The 20,112-nt window shown below is 59.8% G+C and carries 17 protein-coding genes; 11 read left to right on the top strand and 6 right to left on the bottom strand.

The window, feature by feature from the left end; translation table 11 throughout:
- Window positions 1-195, bottom strand: a 195-nt coding sequence (locus ABY948_RS04880) for a glutathione S-transferase N-terminal domain-containing protein (protein WP_461481391.1), incomplete at its 3' end; no start/stop codon positions are given.
- Window positions 196-300: 105 nt separating this feature from the next.
- The gene (locus tag ABY948_RS04885; protein ID WP_461481392.1) at window positions 301-540 is read right to left on the bottom strand and encodes a YdaS family helix-turn-helix protein; all 240 of its coding nucleotides are present in this window, start codon (window positions 538-540) and stop codon (window positions 301-303) included.
- A gap of 104 nt (window positions 541-644) precedes the next feature.
- On the opposite strand from ABY948_RS04885, the gene ABY948_RS04890 reads away from it, so the two are divergent.
- From ABY948_RS04890 to ABY948_RS04915, 6 genes are all read left to right on the top strand, one after another.
- Window positions 645-989, top strand: a complete 345-nt coding sequence (locus ABY948_RS04890; RefSeq protein WP_461481393.1) for a helix-turn-helix domain-containing protein — start codon at window positions 645-647, stop codon at window positions 987-989.
- A gap of 241 nt (window positions 990-1,230) precedes the next feature.
- Window positions 1,231-2,694, top strand: coding sequence for an NAD-dependent succinate-semialdehyde dehydrogenase (locus ABY948_RS04895; RefSeq protein ID WP_461481394.1), 1,464 nt, complete (start codon window positions 1,231-1,233; stop codon window positions 2,692-2,694).
- Between the two features lie 36 nt (window positions 2,695-2,730).
- Entirely contained in the window at window positions 2,731-4,080 is a 1,350-nt protein-coding gene (locus ABY948_RS04900) for an aminotransferase (protein ID WP_461481395.1), read from the top strand.
- Complete coding sequence (gene speB / locus ABY948_RS04905; RefSeq protein WP_461481396.1) at window positions 4,077-5,027, top strand: agmatinase; 951 nt, start codon at window positions 4,077-4,079, stop codon at window positions 5,025-5,027. The genes ABY948_RS04900 and speB overlap by 4 nt, the downstream gene beginning before the upstream one ends.
- A gap of 60 nt (window positions 5,028-5,087) precedes the next feature.
- A complete protein-coding gene (locus ABY948_RS04910) occupies window positions 5,088-5,864 on the top strand; it encodes an alpha/beta fold hydrolase (protein ID WP_461481397.1) in 777 nt (258 codons plus the stop codon).
- Window positions 5,865-6,067: 203 nt separating this feature from the next.
- A complete protein-coding gene (locus ABY948_RS04915) occupies window positions 6,068-6,901 on the top strand; it encodes a 23S rRNA (adenine(2030)-N(6))-methyltransferase RlmJ (protein WP_461481398.1) in 834 nt (277 codons plus the stop codon).
- A gap of 6 nt (window positions 6,902-6,907) precedes the next feature.
- Here ABY948_RS04915 and nhaA read toward each other — a convergent pair whose 3' ends face one another.
- Together nhaA and ABY948_RS04925 are read right to left on the bottom strand one after the other, a co-directional pair.
- The gene (gene nhaA, locus ABY948_RS04920; RefSeq protein WP_461481399.1) at window positions 6,908-8,089 is read right to left on the bottom strand and encodes a Na+/H+ antiporter NhaA; all 1,182 of its coding nucleotides are present in this window, start codon (window positions 8,087-8,089) and stop codon (window positions 6,908-6,910) included.
- A gap of 299 nt (window positions 8,090-8,388) precedes the next feature.
- Complete coding sequence (locus tag ABY948_RS04925; RefSeq protein WP_461481400.1) at window positions 8,389-8,571, bottom strand: hypothetical protein; 183 nt, start codon at window positions 8,569-8,571, stop codon at window positions 8,389-8,391.
- A gap of 174 nt (window positions 8,572-8,745) precedes the next feature.
- Between ABY948_RS04925 and ABY948_RS04930 the strand changes: the two genes are divergently transcribed.
- The 3 genes from ABY948_RS04930 (at window position 8,746) to ABY948_RS04940 (ending at window position 14,333) form a co-directional block, all read left to right on the top strand.
- Entirely contained in the window at window positions 8,746-9,189 is a 444-nt protein-coding gene (locus ABY948_RS04930; protein ID WP_461481401.1) for a response regulator, read from the top strand.
- Window positions 9,190-9,280: 91 nt separating this feature from the next.
- Window positions 9,281-11,383 carry a putative bifunctional diguanylate cyclase/phosphodiesterase gene (locus ABY948_RS04935; protein WP_461481402.1) on the top strand — a complete coding sequence of 701 codons (2,103 nt, stop codon included), beginning with the start codon at window positions 9,281-9,283 and terminating at the stop codon, window positions 11,381-11,383.
- A 445-nt stretch (window positions 11,384-11,828) separates the two neighbouring features.
- Window positions 11,829-14,333, top strand: a complete 2,505-nt coding sequence (locus tag ABY948_RS04940) for an EAL domain-containing protein (RefSeq protein WP_461481403.1) — start codon at window positions 11,829-11,831, stop codon at window positions 14,331-14,333.
- Window positions 14,334-14,465: 132 nt separating this feature from the next.
- Here the strand turns inward: ABY948_RS04940 and gcvP are convergent, their stop codons facing one another.
- A complete protein-coding gene (gene gcvP / locus ABY948_RS04945) occupies window positions 14,466-17,321 on the bottom strand; it encodes an aminomethyl-transferring glycine dehydrogenase (protein WP_461481404.1) in 2,856 nt (951 codons plus the stop codon).
- A gap of 183 nt (window positions 17,322-17,504) precedes the next feature.
- Complete coding sequence (gene gcvT, locus ABY948_RS04950) at window positions 17,505-18,632, bottom strand: glycine cleavage system aminomethyltransferase GcvT (RefSeq protein WP_461481405.1); 1,128 nt, start codon at window positions 18,630-18,632, stop codon at window positions 17,505-17,507.
- A gap of 116 nt (window positions 18,633-18,748) precedes the next feature.
- Between gcvT and ABY948_RS04955 the strand changes: the two genes are divergently transcribed.
- Window positions 18,749-19,597, top strand: coding sequence for a LysR substrate-binding domain-containing protein (locus ABY948_RS04955; RefSeq protein ID WP_461481406.1), 849 nt, complete (start codon window positions 18,749-18,751; stop codon window positions 19,595-19,597).
- Window positions 19,598-19,612: 15 nt separating this feature from the next.
- Window positions 19,613-20,112 (top strand): shikimate kinase (locus ABY948_RS04960; protein WP_461481407.1); only part of this gene is annotated, 500 nt, incomplete at its 3' end.

Below are 20,112 nucleotides of genomic sequence, written 5' to 3' on the forward strand. Positions count from 1 at the left end.
CTCGGTAAGCAGCGTGCCGTCATCAAGTACCAGGGCGGGCACGGTTTCCCGGGGATTCACGGCCTGATATTGCTGCGAGAACTGCTCCCCAGCTTGCAGATCCACCAGCTGGGTGTCCAGCTCAATACCTTTCTCGGCAAGGAAGATGGCCAGGCGCCGCGGATTGGGGGCTGGCGGGAACGTATAGAGTTTCATGGGCGCTCCTTTTCCTGAAACTATAACCGGTTTCCTGATACTACCGAGCGCGAATGACAGATTTCGACGGTCAAAGGAAAACCGCTGACAGGAAAAACATGGCTGTTAACCTGGCGGATAGAAACCGGGGCAAAGCAGTGAGCAATCAATATTCAGGCCGCGTTCCTTACACATCGCCTCGATTAGGGGTGCATAGGCCGGGGGAATGCCACCATCCCGGTTGAGCCAATTCCACACATGCTGTTGCCTGACAGGTCTTCCCGTTCTGCTGGCAAGTGCTTTGGCCAGGGCCGTCTGCCCACCCGATGCTTCAATGACGCACTGCAAGGCTTCTACCGGGGTCATTCGCTCCGCTCCCTGAGTATATCGGAAAATAATAACGAGACGTGGTTCACAGTACAACTATAGTTGTCTGCGAATTTACAACATACGTTGTAATATCCACCTCTATGAATGATTTGGCCCATCGAATCAAGGCAGCCCGGCAGCAAGCGGGTCAGTCCCAAGCGGAGCTGGCGCAGAAAACCCGGCTGACCCAGCAGATGATTTCCAAACTGGAAAGCGGGCAGTCTCGCTCCACATCTGCCATTTTTTCCATTGCCAATGCACTGGGTGTATCGGCGGAATGGCTGTGGCTGGGCGGTGAACAAAGTGACACCCTGTTCCATGACACCCCAACACTCGCCAAAGCCTGGCGTGCACTGACCGCTGAACAGAGGGATGAGATAAGCCGTCATATCATGAACCTCAGCCAAAACCTGCCCGTCGAAAAGCACCTCCAGAAAATCCGGTAACCCTCGACAGAACACAGCTTTTTTTCTTTGTTAACATCACCTGACCACCACTATTATGGGTACCCGTTGATTGCGCCCCTGAATTGAGAATAGATCATTCTCAACCCTGTTTTCCAAGTCGCCTCGATAATGTTTGATCAAGATCAATACCGGCTTGCCCCCCTCACTGGCAGCGAAAATCTGTCCCTCCAGCCCCCACAAATGCTTGTCCTACGGCCAACCGTTCTACTAGGCTTACAACATGACCATAACACTGAATGATCCCTCATTACTGAGACACCAGGCCTACATCGACGGCCAATGGGTCGATGCCGACAGCGCACAGACCTTCGGCATCGCCAACCCCGCCAGCGGCGAGCCGTTGGCGCGAGTAGCCCACTGCGGCGCCGCCGAAACCCGTCGTATGATTGAGGCCGCCCACCGCGCCCAGCAACAGTGGGCCAAGACCACCGCCAAGGAACGCGCCGCGCTGTTGCGCAACTGGTACAACCTGGTGCTGGAACACCAGGAGGATCTGGCGCAGATCCTCACCGCCGAACAGGGCAAACCCCTGGCGGAGGCGCGCAGTGAAATCGTCTACGGCGCCAACTTTCTGGAGTGGTTTGCCGAGGAGGCCAAGCGTGTCTACGGCGACCTGATCCCGGCGCCATCCAGCGACAAGCGCCTGATGGTGTTGAAGCAACCGGTGGGCGTGGTGGCCTGTATTACTCCCTGGAACTTTCCCAACGCCATGTTGGCACGCAAAGTGGCGCCGGCCATCGCCGCCGGTTGCGCGGTGGTGTGCAAGCCCGCCAGCGCCACCCCCCTGGCGGCGCTGGCGCTGGTAGAACTGGCGGCGCGGGCCGGAGCGCCGCCGGGACTGATCAATATCGGCGCGGGGGACACCCGCGAAATCGGCGACGAGCTGACCGCCAACCCGCTGGTGCGCAAGCTGACCTTTACCGGCTCCACCGCGGTGGGCAAGCAGCTGATGGCGGCCTGCGCCAACACCGTCAAACGCACCTCCATGGAGCTGGGGGGCAACGCCCCCTTTATCGTGTTTGACGACGCCGACCTGGACGCCGCCGTGCAGGGCGCCCTGGCCTCCAAGTACCGCAATGCCGGCCAGACCTGTGTCTGCGCCAACCGCATACTGGTGCAGTCCGGGGTCTACGACGCCTTTGCCGGCAAGTTGGCTGCCGCAGTTGGCACCCTCAAGATGGGCGCGGGTAACGAAGCAGGGGTCACCCTGGGGCCATTGATTGATAGCAACGCCGCCGACAAGGTCTGCGGCCTGATCGACGACGCCGTGGCCAAGGGCGCCAAGGTGCTCAGCGGTGGCGGTATGGATGCGCGCGGCGGCAGTTTTGTGCAGCCCACCATTTTGCTGAATGTGAATCGCGACATGCGGCTGTTTGCCGAGGAGATATTCGGCCCGGTGGCGCCGCTGTTCAGATTCGACACGGAAGCAGAAGCCATTCAAATGGCCAACGATACCGAGTTCGGCCTGGCGGCCTATTTCTACTCCCGGGATCTGAGCCGTATCTGGCGGGTGGCCGAGCAACTGGAATACGGCATCGTCGGCATCAATGAGGGCATCATTTCCAACGAGATGGCCCCCTTCGGCGGCGTCAAGCACTCGGGCCAGGGCCGCGAGGGTTCCAAGTACGGCATGGACGACTACCTGGAAATCAAATACCTCTGCCTCAGCGGCATCAATTCCTAGCCGCCGGCAGCGAGGGGAATGGAATGGAGCAGAACGATGAGCCACGTCATTTACCCCACCACCAACTTCAAGGCCACCGAGCAACTCAAAATCGAGCGCGGCGAGGGCGTCTACGTCTACGATAACCGCGGCAACCGCTATCTGGAGGGCATGGCCGGACTCTGGTGCACGGCGCTGGGCTACGGCAATGAGGAAGTGATCGAAGCCGCCACCGCGCAGATGCGCAGGCTGACCTTCAGCCACATGTTCGGCGGCAAGACCCACCAGCCCGGCATCGATCTGGCGGAGCAACTCTCCGCCCTGCTACCCATGGACAACGCCGCGCTGTTTTTCGGCACCTCCGGCTCCGATGCCAACGACACCCAGATCAAACTGCTGCGCTACTACTTCGACGCCATCGGCCAACCGCAGAAATACAAGATCATCGCCCGAGAGCGTTCCTACCACGGGGTCAGCGTGGCCGCCGCCTCCCTGACCGGGCTACCGGTCAACCAGCAGCACTTTCACCTGCCCGTCGAGGCGCTGGGCATCCTGCGCACCGACCATCCCCACTACTACCGGGGCAGGCTGGAGGGCGAGAGCGAAGATGATTTTGTCGCGCGCATTATCGGCAATCTGGTTGAGCTGATTGAACGGGAAGGGGCGGAGACCATTGCCGCCTTTATCGCCGAGCCCATCACCGGCGCCTCCGGGGTGATCGTGCCGCCCCCCGGTTACTACCAAAAACTGCGCGAGGTGCTGGATCACCACGGCATCCTGCTGTGGGCCGATGAGGTCATCACCGGCTTCGGTCGCACCGGCAGCGACTTCGGTGTCACCACCATGGACATGGGCCGCCCGGACCTGATGACCCTGGCGAAACAGCTATCCTCCGCCTATGTGCCGATCTCCGCCGCCGCCATCCGCGGCGACATGTACCAGGCCATGGTGGAGCAGAGTGCGGCCTGCGGGGTATTCGGCCACGGCTACACCTACAGCGGCCACCCCCTCGGCTGCGCGGTCGCCCTCAAGGTCATAGAAATATTCCAGCGCGACCGGCTGTTCGAGCGGGCGGCGCAACAGGGCGAATACCTGCAGCAACAGCTGGCCACTTTTGCCGACCACCCGCTGGTGGGTGAGGCGCGCGGTCGCGGCCTGATCGGCGCCCTGGAACTGGTGGCCGACAAAACCAGCGGCAAGCCCTTCGCCGACGGCAGCGTCGGCGCTGCGGCCCAGCAGTTCTGCCAGGACAACGGCCTGATCCTGCGCACCGTGGCAGGCTCCAGCCTGGCCTTCTGCCCACCGCTGATCATCAGCCGGGCACAGATCGACGAGATGATCCATAAAACCCGGCGCGCCCTGGACCAGACCTTGGACTTCTGCCAGCGTGAGGGTTTGCTGGCATGAGCAACTTCAACCAGCCCTTGAGCGGCAATGACATGCCGCGTTTCAGCGGCCCCGGCACGCTGTTTCGCCTGCCCGCTGCCGACAGCGCCGAGGGGCTGGATGTGGCCATTGTCGGCATCGGCCTCGACAGCGGCACCAGCAACCGCAGCGGCGCCCGCTTCGGCCCCCGGCAGATCCGCCAGGAATCGGCGCTGGTGCGCCCCTACTCCATGGCCACCGGCGCGGCACCGTTCGACAGCTTCCAGATTGCCGATCTCGGCGATGTGCCCATCAACCCCTACAACCTGAGCGACAGCATTGCCATTATCGAGGCCTATTACCGGGAACTGCTAGAGCACCCGGTTGTGCCGATCAGCCTCGGCGGCGACCATACCCTTACCCTGCCCATCCTGCGGGCTCTGGCGGCGAAACTGGGGCCGCTGGCACTGGTCCATGTGGACGCCCACAGCGACAGCAACGACAGTATGTTCGGGGAAAAAATCACCCACGGCACGGTATTCCGCCGCGCCATCGAGGAGGGTCTGGTGGACCCGCGGCACATGGTGCAGATCGGCCTGCGCGCCACCGGCTACAGCGCCGCCGACTTCGACTGGCCACGGCGACAGGGGGTGCGGGTGGTGCAGGTGGAAAACTGCTGGCACCGCTCCCTGAGTCCACTGATGGAAGAAATCCGCAGCCAGTTCGGCGGCGAGCGCCCCAGCTACCTCAGTTTCGATATCGACGGCCTCGACCCCTCGGCAGCCCCCGGCACCGGCACGCCGGAGCCCGGCGGACTCACCGGTATCCAGGCGCTGGAAATCATCCGCGGCTGCTACGGCTTGAACCTGGTGGGCGGCGACCTGGTGGAGGTCGCCCCGCCCTACGACCCCAGCGGCAATACGGCGCTGCTGGCCGCCAACCTGGTGTTTGAAATACTCTGCAGCTTGCCCGGCTGCCGGCGCCGCTGAATCGGCAAACCACAGCGCGCTCGCTATAATGGCCCACCACGAAAACAGGGGTATGACGCAGTGAAATTGAATTACCAAATCCAGGGCGCGGGCCAGCCGCTGGTGCTGATGCACGGCATGTTCGGCTCCCTCAGCAACCTCGGCCTGGTGGGCCGGGGGCTGATGGCCCGCTATCGAGTGATTTCCGTGGACCTGCGCAACCACGGCGAGTCCCCCCACGCCATGGAGATGGATTACCCCGGCATGGCGGATGACATCGTCGAGCTGCTGGACGACCTGGAGATTCCCCGAGCCCATCTGCTCGGCCACTCCATGGGCGGCAAGATCGGCATGCAGGTTGCCCTCAACCAGCCGGAACGGGTCGCCAAACTGGTCGTCGCGGATATCGCCCCGGTGGATTACAAACCGGATCGCCACGGCGGCGTGCTGGAGGGCTTGAACGCCCTCGCCGCAGCGCGGCCCAGCAGCCGCCAGCAGGCCGACCAGCTGTTGTCTGAATATGTGGAGGAAGCCGGGGTGCGCGCCTTCCTGCTGAAAAACCTGGTGCGCGCGGACGACGGCCATTTTGACCTGCGGCTGTATCTGGAGGGCATCCTCGCCAACTACTACGACACCCTGACCCTGGCCCCCACCGGCACCCCGTTCAGCGGCCCGACCCTGTTTATCAAGGGGGCCGACTCCGCCTATATCCAGGACAAGCACCGGGAAACGGTGATGCGGCTGTTCCCCAACGCCCAGTTGAAAATCATCGCCCATGCCGGTCACTGGCTGCACGCGGAGAAGCCGGACACCTTCAACCGCATTGTCGGCGATTTTCTGGACGCCGGCGGCGGCTGACCCCGTCGTTTTTTTTCCCGCGACAGCCCTGCCCAAGGGACTTATGATGGCCACCTCCGACGAACCGGCAACCTGTCATGCCGCCGGCGTACCGTGCCAGCCATGACAGGAGCTGGACAGACTCGGGACAGGGGTCGACCCTTCACCGGCATCTATAATTTTGTGGTCCATAACACGGCCACTACACTGCGGGTAACACCATCATGTTGAGCTATCGCCACGGCTTTCACGCGGGCAACTTTGCCGATGTGCTGAAACACATCGTACTGGTGGAATTGCTCGACTACCTGACCCGAAAAGACAAACCCCTCGAGTACATCGACAGCCACGCGGGTGCCGGGCTCTACAGGCTGACGTCGGCCCAGGCGAACAAGACCGCCGAATATGAGGGGGGTATCGCCCGCCTGAGCGAAGAGGCATTCCCTGAGCTGTCGCAGTATCTGTCACTGGTCAGGGAGGCCTGCGGAGGCAGCCGGCTCAGTCATTACCCGGGCTCTCCCTGGCTGGCCCGACACTATCTGCGCAGCACGGATCGCGCCTGGCTGTACGAGGCACACCCGGCAGATTTCGCCACGCTGGAGCAATTGATGGAACGGGATAATCGTGTGCGCTGCCAGCAGTCCGACGGATTGAAAGGGCTGCTGTCCCACCTGCCACCCACCAGCAAACGGGGATTGGTGTTGATTGACCCCTCCTACGAAGTCAAAAGCGATTACCAGCAAGTGGTGGATCACCTCATCAAGGCACATCGCAAATTTCCCGCCGGGGTCTACGCTCTCTGGTACCCGGTGGTGGACCGGCAGCGCATCGATCGGATGGAGCAACAGCTGCTCAAGAGCGGCATCCGCCGCATGCAGCTGTTCGAATTGGCCGTTCAGGCGGACAGCCGTGAGCACGGCATGACCGCCTCGGGGATGATCGTGATCAATCCGCCCTGGACCCTGTTTGAGAGCATGCAGCAACTCTTGCCGAAGTTGTTGGGCAAACTGGATCAGCAGGACGGCTTTTATCGCTGTGAACAACTGGCGGGAGAGTAACCGCCGTTATGCAACGGGACGCAGGCTGCGGCGCAAGATCAGGTAGCCCAATACCCCCGAGGCCAGGGAACCAATGATGATCCCCAACCGCTCATCGAACAGCCGATTGACTTCAGAGGCTTCAAAGGCGAGCGAACCAATAAACAGGCTCATGGTAAAGCCGATACCACAGAGCGCCGCCGTACCGTAGAGCGAACTCCAGGACATGCCCTGTGGTAAGCGGGTGATCCCGGCTTTGACCGCCAACCAGCAACAGGCGAAGACGCCAAGCTGCTTGCCCAGAAACAATCCCAGTGCAATACCAGTGGGCACCCTGTGAAACAGCTGGTCTGCACCGACACCTCCCAGGCTGATCCCGGCATTGGCAAAAGCAAACACCGGCAATACGAAAAATGCCACCAGCGCGTGCAGGTCGTGCTCCATGATTTTCAGTGGTGACACATCGGGATTTTTGGTGCGCAAGGGAATGAACATCGCCATGATCACCCCCGCCAGCGTGGCGTGTACTCCCGACTTGAGCATCGCTACCCACATCACCGTGCCCACCGCGATATAGAGGCTTTTCGACTCCACAGTAAAGCGGTTTAACAGCGCCAGCACCGGCAGGCACAACGCGACAATCACCAGCGCAATGGTGGAAATTTTCGCGGTATAGAAGAAGGCGATAATCAGAATAGCTCCGAGATCGTCAAAAATAGCCAACGAAGTCAGGAATATCTTGATGGAAACCGGCACCCTCGAACCGAGCAGGGAGAGCACGCCGAGGGCAAAGGCAATATCGGTGGCGGCAGGAATCGCCCAGCCCTGCTGTGCCGTAGCATTACCCTGGTTGAAAAACAGGTAGATCAACGCGGGGATTGCCATGCCGCCAATCGCACCGACGCCGGGCAGGATAATGTTGCGCGGGTCGGAAAGCTCCCCCTCCATCAGCTCGCGCTTCAGCTCCAGTCCCACCAGGAAGAAAAAGATCGCCATCAGGCCATCGTTAATCCACAACAGCAGCGGCTTGGCCACGGCCAGGTCACCTATGCTTACCGCCACCGGGGTATCAAGCAGCAGAGCGTAATAGGTTTGCAGGGGGGAGTTGGCACAGATCATGGCAACCACCGCCGCCAGCATCAGCACAATACCGCCGGAAGACTCCAGCCTCAGAAATCGCGCCAGTACCGATTCTTCTACAACATTCATAAAAATCCCTTATAGACAGCACCCAAAATGCGTTCCCACTCGAGTCCAGCTGGCGCGCCATGCCCGCTTTGCTTAACCCACTCTTCGCAGGGAAGAGAGAGACGGTAGCAAATTTCCACTTTGGCTGCGATCAACCGATGAAGATACTGGTGGGTTTTACCCAGCATACACAAGAGTTCATCACCCACCGGGGGCGATCAGATAATGCGAGAAGCCCGCTTCGGCACCGACTTCACGACAGGCGAAAGCCTGTCGCCCCACCCATGGCGGCGGTCGTCAATGTCTTATCCCTGTATTGATCACCATTGAATCGGAGCCATTGATTTAGCCACCCACAAATCGATATTTTTAATTAATTGTCTCCCTGTTTTTGTTAAATCAAGGCTATCAACCTGAGAAAACGGATACCCGGCAAGGGCCGTTTGAGTGGAACCTCTCAGCGCCAGAACGCCGATCGTCACAAAACCGCCCAGGCTGACCACTTATCATTTGCTTTCACAGCACGCCTATATTATCTAACTTTAGGTATGTGGCCGCTTCCTCTGGCAATTCACCTGGCCGGTTTCGGGCTACAGCAAATATGAACGCATCGCCAACTCCACTGTGCAGATGTCGAGCACATACGCACAGGATGTCGGCGGGCAGGGAGGCTTCATATGCAAAGTTGCAGGGTTCTTATCGTCGAAGACGAGAATATTGTCGCCCTTGACCTGTGTCGGCGGCTGAATAACCTTGGCTACGAAATCGTCGGCACCGCGGCCAGTGCGGACAAGGCCTTCAGACTGATCGAGAAGAAACAGCCCGACGTCATCCCTACGGATATCCGTATCAAGGGGAATGTCAGGGGTATCGAGGTGGCGGACAAGGTTCACCGCGGTGTCAATATCCCTGTCATTTTTCTCACCACCTACTCCGAAGAAGCCACCCTGGCGAGGACCTGGTACAGGGCAAAGTTCAACCAGACCTTCCCCTCCCTCCCGGCGATCAACCGGATAATCCCAAGAGCCGGATACGCTGGCACAAACTTGCTAAAACCGCTTCCCGGCAAGGAGAAGTCAGGGACGATGACATCAACAACAATGCCACGGATGCCTGGGTAACCGCAGGTATACAGCACCGGCAGGTCGTCAATATGGTTAATTGACGTATTTCCCCTGCGATGTTCCAAAACACGGTGGGAGAGAGGTTTATATGGACAAAGAACGACCGCTGCGCGCACTCATCATCGAGGATTCGCCAGACGATACGCTGTTGCTGCTACATACCCTGCGGCAGGGGGGTTACCGGGTCGAGCACCAGAGAGTGGCTTCAGCGGAACAGCTCCACACCGCGCTGGATACCCAGGAGTGGGAAATTATTTTATGTGACTACACTCTACCCAGCTTCAACGGCAGGCAGGCCCTGGACATAGCGCTCTCCAAGGGGCTGGACATACCGTTCATCTTCGTTTCCGGCACCATTGGAGAGGAAAGGGCTGTCGATGCCATGCGAGCGGGCGCTCAGGATTATGTGATGAAAGGAAACCTTACCCGCCTGCTACCAGCCATTGCCCGCGAATTGCACGAAGCCGCCGTTCGTCGTAACAACCGCTCTAGGGAAATCCAGTTTCGGAATATTCTAGACACAGCGCCGGATGCAATCATTGCCGTTGATGAACAGTGGCACATCTCGCTCTTCAACAGAGGGGCCGCAAAGATTTTTGGCTATTCTCCACAAGAAATACTTGGGCGGCCTTTCCACACCCTGTTGCCAAAACACAGTGCTGCGGACTGCAAACGACTCATTCAACAACATACGGGAACCGAACCCGAAGCGGGTTGCCAGAATGAACAACTAGAATTGTACGGCCGGCGCAGCGACGGCGATGAATTCCCTGCCGAAATCAACCTTTCCAGGAGCGTCACCGCTGGCACAACCTATTTTACCGTGATTCTGCGGGATATCACCGACCGTCAGCGTATGGCACAACAGCTGGATCACCTGGCCCACCACGACGAACTGACCGGACTCTGCAACCGCCGCTTGCTGCGGGCCCGTTTTGAACAGGGCCTGCAACTCGCCAAGCGGCGCGGCAGCAGACTTGCCCTGCTGATTCTCGACTTGGACCGCTTCAAGACAATCAACGACAGCCTCGGTCACGAGGCCGGCGACAAACTCCTTGGGGAGGTGGCAGACCGGCTGGCGGCAACCGTGCGCGCGGCCGATACAGTGGCCCGGCTGGGTGGCGACGAGTTCGCCGTGCTACTGACCGAGCTAAACACGTCGTACCAGGTCACCCAGGTAACCAGTAAAATTCTCCATGCCCTCAACGAGCCTTTCGAACTGGCGGGCCATGTATTGCACCTGAGCACCAGCATAGGTATCACGTTATTCCCCGAGGACGGGGATTCCTATGAACGCCTGGCCCGCAACGCGGACAACGCTATGTTTCAAGCCAAGGAGCAAGGCGGGGACTGCTTCCAGTTCTACCAGAAAAATATGGCGGAGTGCACCTTTGACAAACTGATACTGGGTGAAGAATTGCGCAATGCCCTCAACCAAAATGAGTTACAGCTGCACTACCAACCCATGGTAGAAACTGATTCGGGACAGGTCGTGGCCGTGGAGGCATTGCTGCACTGGCAACATCCAGAGCGGGGCCTTATATCCCCCGAGCGTTTTATTCCACTGGCAGAGGAAACCGGCCTGATTGTCCCCATCGGTGAGTGGGTATTCCGCACGGCCTGTCGCCAGGCCGTGGCGTGGCACCGTGCCAGCTTGCCACTGCGGGTATCGGTCAATGTTTCCCCTCGCCAGTTCCATCAGGATAATTTGCATGAAAAAATCCTACAGATATTGCAGGAAACCGGCGCGGCACCGGAGTGGATGGAAATCGAGATTACTGAAACTGTGTTGCTGTCACACGAGACCCACATACCCTTGAAGGCCCTGACGGCCCTGCACAAAGCAGGGTTGGGAATTTCCCTCGACGATTTCGGCACCGGCTACTCGAGCCTGAGCTATCTGAAACGATTTCCTATCAACACCCTCAAAATCGACCAGGTACTTGCCAGGGAAATTCCCCACAACGACAGCGATGCCGCCATTGCCCGGGCCATCATCGCCCTCGGGCAACAACTGAACATGAAAGTGATTGCGGAGGGCATCGAAACAGATGAGCAGGCGGATTTCATGCGCCTTGCGGGCTGCCACGAACTGCAGGGTTTCCTGCTGGGCCGCCCCATGAGCGCCGATCGACTCACTCAAATCCTGCCCGCCAGGAACAGCGGCGGACACCCCCTCCAGAATGATTGAAGCAGCAGCGTGGAGGGAACCGCATGGCTGTGACAACTAACAGCCTCTCCGGCAGTGAGGACATCATGCACCTAGGGCCTGTTCACACTAATTTGATTGCCTCTGTTGTGACTAAAAAAGCGCCAAACTAGGCGCGAGAAATGAATTTAGTGGTTCTAACTGAGTGACGAACAACGACGAGTGGCGCTTTTTTAGCCGCAACCCGAAGGGCAGGGGCCATTTTTGCCCCCAGCGTTGTTGTCATTCGCTCATTTAGAATAAAGACCAGAAAAGCACCAGCCAACCACTGGCATACGCGTGCCACTGGGCAAGCAGCATACCCAACTTAGATTTATATAAATAATTACCACTATTACTAATGCATATATACTTTTGATCTATATTTGGGCACCACTGCAATGCAGCGCACATAAAACAAGGTTCCAGTTAACAGGGAAATCTAACTGTGGTCACAGCCAGCAATCCTATTTTGGCCCACACTGCGCTGCCCCGGCGGTTGCAGGTGAGCTTGTCGAAAAGTCTGGCTCTGGCCTGCGGAGTTCTTTTATTCATCGCCATAGCCAATGCGGTGTTGATGATCCAGGCCACCAACCGTCTGGAAGAGGTTGCCAACGTTGTCAACGTGTCGGGAAAACTGCGCATGTTGAGCCAGAAAATGGCGCTGTTGTCTGTGACGGCCCCGGACAACGAGACCCCGTCACAGCTGAAAGCACTAATCAATGATTACGATACGGCACTTGCAGCACTGCAACAGGGCGGCAGTGCCTACGGCCTGAATATAAAACCACTGTCACCCGAGGTTCGCCCTTCCCTGACAAGCCTGAACAACGCGTGGTCTGCCTTTAAGCCTCTGCTGGCAGCAAACCCGGGCGGCACCGTGGGTGAGGCAAGTATCGTTGCGGAGTCGGAAGGATTGTTGTCAGATGCTGAAACTCTCATCAAAGAATTGACCGCCAATGCCAACATCGTCAAGCGGGAGACATCATTCTGGGTCATTGCACTATTGCTTCTTGAGACATGCGCCTTTGCTTCGATAGTGCTGTTTTTTCGCAGGCGTGTCATCGCGCCACTGATACAACTCACCCTCAGTGCCCGGGAGTTTTCCCGCGGCAATTATCAGCACAGAATCCCGTTCACCACCCAAAACGAAATCGGGGAATTAATCGCTGCCAGTAATTTCGCCGCCGACAAGATCAGCTCTTTGATCAAACAAACCCGGCGGGACAACATGCGGCTGCGCCGGACTCAGGTGATGAACCGCGTGCTCGCCGACAATTCCATCGTCGGCGTTTATACGGCCCGGCAAGGCAACCTCGAGTATGCCAACCAGGTCATTCTGGATATGTGGGGCTGCGCAAGTCTTTCCAGGCTCAAGTCGCTGAATGTACTCGACCTCGTGGTCGAGGAAGAGCGGCCCGCCATCCTCAGGCGCATTCATCAAAGCCTCCGCGGCGAACCGGGCAACGACATATTCCAGCTTCGGGCCAAACGGCTCGATGGCCGGCTCATGGTCCTGGAAATCTTCAGTTCGAGCATCAAGCTGGGCACCGACCGCATCAATATGGGTGTGGTAATGGACATTACTGCCCGCAAGGAGCAGCGCGAGCAGTTGGAATACCTGGCGACTCACGATGTACTCACCGGGCTGGCCAACCGCACGCTGTTTAACGATCACCTGCAACAAGCCATCGCGCAAGCCAACCGAAAGCACAGCGGTGCCGCCGTACTGATGATCGACCTGGATGACTTCAAGGTCATTAATGACAGCCTGGGGCACCGTGCCGGGGATATATTGTTACAACAGGTGGGGGAGCGGATCAGGCAATGTATACGCGAAGGTGGCACTGCGGCGCGCCTGGGGGGGAATGAGTTCATGGTATTGGTTCCCGACGCGGCAAGCAGTGAAGTCGCATCCGCGGTGGCGACCAAAATTCAACATGCCTTGTTCCGCTCCTTCAATCTCGACGGCACTGAAATTTTCGTGCGGGCGAGCATCGGGGTTGCCCTGTACCCAGAGGATGGAGACCAGAGCGCATTGATAGAACACGCCGATCTTGCCCTCTACCTGGCCAAAAAAGAGGGCCGCAGTTCGGTACATTTTTACTCGGAAGAGCTTAATACCTATAACAAACGAAAGCAGCAATTGGCCAGTCAACTGCATCGGGCACAGGAGCTAGGCGAGTTCTCGCTGGTCTATCAACCCAAAGTGTGCCTGCAAAGCGGCCGGATTGTCGGTGCGGAAGTGCTGCTGCGCTGGCGCCACAGTGAAGAAGGTTATATCCCGCCGGGAGAATTCATCCCCCTCGCCGAAGAAACCGGGCTGATCACCCAAATCGGGGAATGGGTGCTCAAGACGGCCTGTGCACAGAGCGTTGAGTGGCAAGCGGCCGGGCTGCCTCCAATCCCCCTGGCCGTCAATCTCTCCGCACGCCAGTTGTTTAACTACGATCTGGTGGAAATGGTTAGTCAAGTCCTGTCGGCGAGCGGGCTGGACCCCAGGTACCTGGAGCTGGAACTCACTGAAACCATGGTGATGGAACACAGAGAGACTGCGATCGGGGCAATAGCGCAACTCAGAAAGCTGGGCATTGCCATCTCCATGGATGATTTTGGCACCGGCTACTCCTCGCTCACCTACCTCAAACATCTGCCCATCGATAACCTGAAACTGGACAAGACCTTTATCGACTATGTGGCGACCATTCCCGCCGATGCAGAGATCGTGAAAAAGGTGATCGAGATGGGGCATGTGCTCGGGCTGGCCATTGTTGCGGAAGGCGTTGAAACCGCCGAACAGGTGGCATTCCTGCACGCCCATGACTGTGACCAGGTCCAAGGCTTCTTTTTCTGCCGACCACTCCCAGCCCATGAATTTGTGGTTCTATTGCGTCAGCGCCATGTATACGACTGCCCGTCGGAAAACGCTCCGGAAGGCGCGTGCGACCGATAAATCGCCCTTAGATCGAGCCGATCACTGCCAGCGTCCACTCCCAGCAAGACGAAACATGGCTATAACTTAAAAAGCGGGCCCCTCGGCCCGCCTTGAGCCCACATAACCTTTAGCGGCAACCACCCTGTCAACTTACCGGTAATCCGACAGCGGCGGGCAGGCGCAGACCAGGTTTCGGTCGCCGTACACATTGTCGATCCGACCCACCGGCGACCAGTATTTGGTCTCCCGCAGCGAGGTCAGCGGATAGGCCGCCAGTTCCCGGGAATAACTGCGCTGCCAGTCGTCCGCGGCCACGGTGTCCGCCGTGTGCGGTGCGTGGCACAGCGGATTGTCCTCCAGCGGGAACTCACCCCGCTCCACCGCCGCGATTTCCTCGCGAATTTGCAGCATGGCATCGCAGAAACGATCCAGCTCCTCACGGGATTCGCTCTCAGTGGGTTCGATCATCAGCGTACCCGGCACCGGGAACGACATGGTCGGCGCGTGGAAGCCGTAGTCGATCAGCCGCTTGGCCACGTCGTCCACGGTGACCCCGGAGGCATCCTTGATGGCGCTGAGGTCGACGATACACTCGTGGGCCACCCGGCCGTTGGCACCGGTATAGAGAATCGGGAAGGCATCCTTGAGGCGATTGGCCACGTAGTTGGCGTTGAGAATCGCCCCCTCGGTGGCCTGCTTCAGCCCCTCGGCACCCATCATGCGGATGTACATCCAGGTGATCGGCAGGATGCTGGCGCTGCCCCAGGGCGCGGAGGACACGGCGCCCACCGGGCGACCGCCGTCCAGGCGTTGGTGCCCCGGCAGGTAGGCCGCCAGGTGGTCTTTCACCGCCACCGGACCGACGCCGGGTCCGCCGCCGCCGTGGGGAATACAGAAGGTCTTGTGCAAATTCAGGTGGGACACGTCACCGCCAAACTTGCCCGGCTGGCACAGGCCGACCATGGCGTTGAGGTTGGCGCCATCGATGTACACCTGGCCGCCGTGACCGTGGATGATGGCGCAAATCTCGGTGATGCCCTCCTCGAACACCCCGTGGGTGGAGGGATAAGTGACCATGATCGCCGCCAGCTGCTCGGCGTGCTGCTCCGCCTTGGCGCGCAGGTCCTCCAGATCCACATTGCCGTTGGCATCGCAGGACACCACCACCACCTGCATGCCGCACATCTGCGCGGAGGCCGGGTTGGTGCCGTGGGCGGAACTGGGAATCAGGCAGATGGTGCGGTGGCTGTCGCCGCGGGCAGCGTGATAGGCGCGAATCGCCAGCAGTCCCGCATACTCCCCCTGGGAACCGGCATTGGGTTGCAGGGACACGGCATCGTAACCGGTGGCCGCGCAGAGCATGGCCTCCACCTCGTCGATCATGCGGCGATAGCCGCGGGTCTGTTCTGGCGGGGCAAAGGGGTGAATGGCGGCAAATTCCGGCCAGGTCACCGGCAACATTTCGGCGGTGGCGTTGAGCTTCATGGTGCAGGAACCCAGGGGAATCATCGCCCGGTCCAGGGCCAGGTCCTTGTCCGCCAGTTGGCGCAGATAGCGCAGCATCTCTGTTTCCGAGTGATAGCGGTTAAAGACCGGATGGCCCAATACCTCGCCCTCCCGCAACAACTGTGCCGGCAAACCGCTGACGACCCCACTCTCCAGCTCCGCCACGGTCAGGACGCTGCTGGCGTCGAACAGCCGCCACAGGGTTTCCAGATCGCCAGCAGTGGTGGTTTCATCCAGGGAAATACCCAGCTGGCCAGCGTCGATCACCCGCAGGTTGATACCCTGCTCCCGAGCCGCGGTGTGGATAGCCGCTGTCTGCTCACCGCTGGCAACGGTCAGGGTATCGAAGAAACGATCGTTGACCGGGCTGAAGCCGAGTTTTGACAAACCCGCTGCCAGAATGGCCGTCAGCTTGTGCACCCGTTCGGCAATGCGCTGCAACCCCTGCGGGCCGTGGTACACCGCGTACATACTGGCCATCACCGCCAACAGCACCTGGGCGGTGCAAATGTTACTGGTGGCCTTCTCGCGGCGAATGTGTTGCTCGCGGGTTTGCAGCGCCAGGCGGTAGGCGGGCTTGCCGCGGCTGTCCACGGACACCCCCACCAGGCGGCCCGGCAGGGAGCGTTTATACGCATCCCGGGTGGCCATATAGGCCGCATGGGGACCGCCAAAGCCAAACGGCACGCCAAAGCGCTGGGTGGAACCGATGGCCACATCGGCACCCAGCTGCGCCGGATTTTTCAGCAGCAGCAGGCCGAGGATATCCGCCGCCATCACCACCAGCGCCTTCTGCTGGTGGGCGGCCTCAATCTCGGCGGAAAAATCCCGCACCGCGCCGTCTGCGCCGGGGTACTGCAGCAGCACACCAAAGCACTCGTGCTCGCCCAGTTCCGCGGGGTTGCCCACCTCCACCTCGATATCGAGGGGTTCGGCGCGGGTCTGCACCACGGCGATGGTCTGCGGCAAACACTGCTCATCCACAAAGAATACCCGCCCCTTCGACTTGGCCATGCGCATGCACAGGGTCATGGCTTCCGCCGCGGCGGTGCCCTCATCCAGCAGTGAGGCGCTGGCCAGGTCCATGCCGGTGAGGTCGGTGATCATGGTCTGGAAATTCAGCAGCGCCTCCAGGCGGCCCTGGGAAATTTCCGGCTGGTAGGGGGTATAGGCGGTATACCAGGCGGGGTTTTCCAGCACGTTGCGCAGAATCACGTTGGGGGTAAAGCAGTTGTAATAGCCCTGGCCGATAAAGGACTTCATCACCCGGTTCTCGGCGGCGATGGCCTTCAGCTCCGCCAGTGCCTGCTGTTCGCTACAGGACTCCGCCAGGGCCAGTGGCTGGCCGGAGCGAATACTGCCGGGCACCACGGCATCGATAAAGGCGCCCATGCTGTGGTAGCCCAGCGCCGTCAACATGACCTGCTGATCCTCGGCGGAGGGGCCGATATGGCGGTGGATAAATTCGTTGCTGTGGGTCAGTTCAGCCAGTGATTTCATGGAATTTTGTCTCTATCGATATGCGGGTTTAAAGTCTTTTAAATACGGTTTTGACACTTAATTGAACATCGTCAGCGAGGCCGCTGAGACAAGGCAAAAATGGCCGAAAAAGCAGAGGTTATTGGGTATAACTGAGCATTTTGAGGACATTTTTAACGCCGTATCAGCAACGCAGGTAGATGTTTAGCCACGGTAATAGCGTTGGGGCACAAAGGGCATCTTCGCCACCGTCACCGGGCGCGGCTTGCCACGCACCAGGGCATTCAGCACCGTGCCGACCGCGGCGTACTGAGCCTCAACATAACCCATGGCCAGCGGTGCCTCCAGGGTCGGACCAAAACCGCCGCTGGTCACCACTCCGACCTGTTCGCCGGCCTCATTGACCAGTTCGGCGCCCTCGCGCACCGGGGCCCGACCGTCGATCTGCAGACCCACCCGCTTGCGTGGCGCGCCCTCGGCCATTTCCCGGAAGATCAGCTCGGCACCGGGGAAACCGCCGGCTTTGTCGCCGTCGGGACGGCGGGATTTGCTGATACTCCACAGCAGCGACGCCTGAATTGGGGTAGTGGTGGTGTCCAGATCGTGGCCGTAGAGGCACAGACCCGCCTCCAGGCGCAGGGAATCGCGGGCGCCGAGGCCGATGGCCTTCACCTGGGCAAAACCCAGCAGCTTGCGCGCCAGTGCCTCAGCCGCTTCGGCGGGCACGGAAATTTCAAAGCCGTCTTCGCCGGTGTAGCCGGAGCGGGTGATAAAGCAGTCGGCACCGTCGATGCTGACGTGGCAACCGTTCATGAAAATCAGTTCACAGACGGCGGGGGCAATCTCTGCCATCACCTCGGCGGCGGCGGGACCCTGCAGGGCCAGCAGGCCTTGACCGTCCAAGTAGTCGATATCGAAACCCGGCAGATTGGCCCGCAGGTGGGCCAGATCCTGTTCCTTGCAGGCGGCATTGACCACCAGAAAGAACTGGTCCTCGGCCCAGCGGGTAATCATCAGGTCATCGAGGATGCCGCCCTCGCCATTGGTAAACAGGGCGTAGGTCTGGCGGTTGATCGGCAGGCTCTCCAGCTCCACCGGCACCAGCGCTTCCAGCGCCTTTGCCACGCCGACACCACTGACCACCACCTGGCCCATATGGGAGACATCAAACAGTCCGGCCTGGGCACGGGTTTGCAGGTGTTCGGCCATAATGCCATCGGGGTACTGCACCGGCATCTCGTAACCGGCGAAGGGCACCATGCGGGCACCCAGTTCGAGGTGCAGGGCTTTGAGAGGAGTAGCTTTCAGGTCAGCGCTGAGATCAGTGGTCATAGGAGTCCGCCAAGGGTAGCAACAGAAACAAAAAGAGCCATGTTAGCGACCCGGTTATAATTGGTAAAATTAATAGTTAAAATCATTCCATTTCATTTATTAATGGTACTTACACCATGAAAAATCTGCCCACCGACCTGTTGCGCGCCTTCGTCACCGTGGTGGAACTGGGTGGCTTCACCCCGGCGGCGAACTGGCTGGGGCGCTCCCAACCCGCGGTTAGCCTGCAGATCAAGCGACTGGAACAGCTGCTGGGCCAGACCCTGTTGATTCGCAGCGGCCAGCAACTGGAGCTGAGTCGCGCCGGACAACTGCTGTTTCGCTATGCCCGCCAGATCCTGGCCCTCAACGACGAGGCGGTGGCCCAGTTCACCAAGACCTCGGTGAGCGGCAAGATCCACTTCGGCATTCCCAGCGAGTTCGCCACCACATTGCTGCCGAAGATCGTCGGCCGCTTTGCCCAGGCCTACCCCAACGTCACCCTGGAAGTGACCTGCGCGCTCAGCAAACAGCTTTTATCCGAGGTGGAGCGGCGCCGCTACGACCTGATCCTGGCACTGCACGACGATCCCGCCATGGCCGGCCACAACCTGGTCAAGGAGGATGAACTGGTGTGGGTCACCGGTAGCGACCACGATGCCCACCTGCAATCGCCGCTGCCGCTGATCGCCGCCCCGGAGGGCTGTATCTATCGCAAGCGCGGTATCGAATGCCTGAATGAGAGCCGGCGGGACTGGCGCATTGTCTACACCATCCCCGATCTCACCGGGATTCAGGCCGCCATTCAGGAAGGGCTCGGCGTAACCGTATTGGCCCGCAGCACCGTGCCGGAAAACCTGCGCGTATTGAAACCCACCGAGAAACTGCCCAGACTGGGTAAAGTCGGGATCAGCCTGATCGACCAGAGCCCGGAGCCGGGGGAGGCCATCGCCCGGCTGATGGACTTCGTCAAGGCCTCCCTCTAGTAGGATACCGCCACCGTGAACACCACCAGAAAAGACAATATTGTGCTGATCGGCATGCCCGGCGCTGGCAAGAGCACCGTCGGGGTGCTGCTGGCCAAGGCGCTGGGCAAAGACTTTGTGGACAGCGATGTGCTGATCCAGGTGCGCGAGGGCAAGCCCCTGCAACAGATCATGGATGAGAACGATTACCTGCACCTGCGGCAGATCGAGGAGCAGGTGCTCAACGACATCCGCGGCCGCAACCTGGTGATCGCCACCGGCGGCAGCGCCGTGTACAGCGACAGCGCCATGGCGCACCTGGCCCGCCACGGCATCATCGTCTACCTGGATACCCCGCTGCACAGTCTGCGGGCGCGCATCCGCGACTACGACAGCCGCGGCATCGCCCGGCGACCGGAGCAGAGCTTCGAGGAGCTATTTGCCGAGCGCACCGCACTGTACCGCCACTACGCAGAGATCACCCTGCACAGCGAGCAGCATTCTCCAGAGGAGGTGGTGGCCGCCATCGCCGCGGC

This window comes from Porticoccus sp. (genome assembly GCF_041592135.1).
In the GTDB taxonomy this organism is placed as follows: Bacteria; Pseudomonadota; Gammaproteobacteria; order Pseudomonadales; family Porticoccaceae; genus Porticoccus.